Consider the following 1,174-nt stretch of genomic DNA (forward strand, 5'->3'; position numbering starts at 1 on the left):
GGTCATGTCAGAGATAGGAATTAGGCGATCGCCATCAGTAATAACACGCTTCGCAGCATCCGAAGCCAGTTGCCCGGCGGAATTTAGCTCACGCTCAGCACCAGTGAAATTGCCATCCAGCGCAAGACCAGCAGCTGTCTTGAGATGCTCAGCGGTTACCTTGGCAGAATCCTCGATCCCGATATCCAGGAACGGGCGTGGAGGCAATGTCACCTCCTGACCACCAAGCCTGACCGTTGCCCCTGTAGACTGCAGATATCCGATTTCCGCGTTATTCAGCTCCTCTCCATCCTCGCGAACCGCGTTGGATTCTGGTATGCCCACCAGCACATCCATCTTCGACAGCCTGTCCAGCCCAGCGAGAACAGAAGCGACATTGTCCGCCCTTATTTTCACGCCGCTCATAGCAATTGCCGTCCACCAGCGCCCAACATCGACCACCACCAGTAGAATTCGCGCCCGTACCCGGTGTTATTCCAGAAACCGGCATCTGGGTTGATCACGCCAGATACGTCATAGCTGGCGGAAACCTTGTCCACAGATTTGGATGTGAGGATGCCGCCTCCGGAGGAGTTAACTCCGCCACCAGTTGCTGCGCCAGCAATGGCCTTACCACGCAACTCTGTGTAGTGGGCCGTGAACAACTCGGCGAGGTAAACAAACTGACAGCCGAATACATCCTGATTGAGCAGGCAGTCAGCCTGGTTCAGGTAGAAATTTACGGATGCGTCAGGATAACGAGTAGCGTCGGAAAACTCAGGGAAGTCTATGCGGAACTGATCACTTGTTGGCAGAAGACTGTTTTTTGCCATTACCAGCCTCCAGCACAGCCAGCTTTTCGGTCAGCTCACCCAACTGCTTTTGCAGGCCTGTGATGGTAGTCGACTGCTCAGCAATGGTGGAATCTTTTTCTGCCACCTGCTTTTGCAGGCCGTTGATGGTGGTTTCCAGCCCTGAAACCTTCAGAGTAAGGTCTTCGCCACCCTGGCTCTGCTTGAGCTCATCTTCAGTGATGGCCTGCGCATGGGCATTAAACGCCCAGTGCTCGGCCACGCGTTTTTCAAAGCTGTGCACGCCAGGCTTCAACTCGACATGCGAGCCGTCGGTGAAGCGCAGAACCGCACCGGAAGTTACGAGATATTTCATACTCTCTCCAGAACGGCGGGTTGCCCCG

At 54.9% G+C, this 1,174-nt stretch carries 3 protein-coding genes; all 3 read right to left on the reverse strand.

Features of this window, described 5'->3' with window-relative positions:
- A partial coding sequence (locus tag FDW94_RS07250) for a hypothetical protein (RefSeq protein WP_249358340.1) occupies positions 1 to 405 on the reverse strand: 405 nt, incomplete at its 3' end.
- Positions 402 to 812, reverse strand: coding sequence for a DUF4054 domain-containing protein (locus tag FDW94_RS07255; RefSeq protein WP_137377372.1), 411 nt, complete (start codon positions 810 to 812; stop codon positions 402 to 404). The genes FDW94_RS07250 and FDW94_RS07255, both read right to left, overlap by 4 nt.
- On the reverse strand, positions 781 to 1,174 hold a 394-nt coding region (locus tag FDW94_RS07260), incomplete at its 5' end, for a hypothetical protein (protein ID WP_249358342.1). The genes FDW94_RS07255 and FDW94_RS07260, both read right to left, overlap by 32 nt.

Source organism: Citrobacter sp. wls757 (assembly GCF_005280935.1).
Taxonomy (GTDB): domain Bacteria; phylum Pseudomonadota; class Gammaproteobacteria; order Enterobacterales; family Enterobacteriaceae; genus Citrobacter; species Citrobacter portucalensis.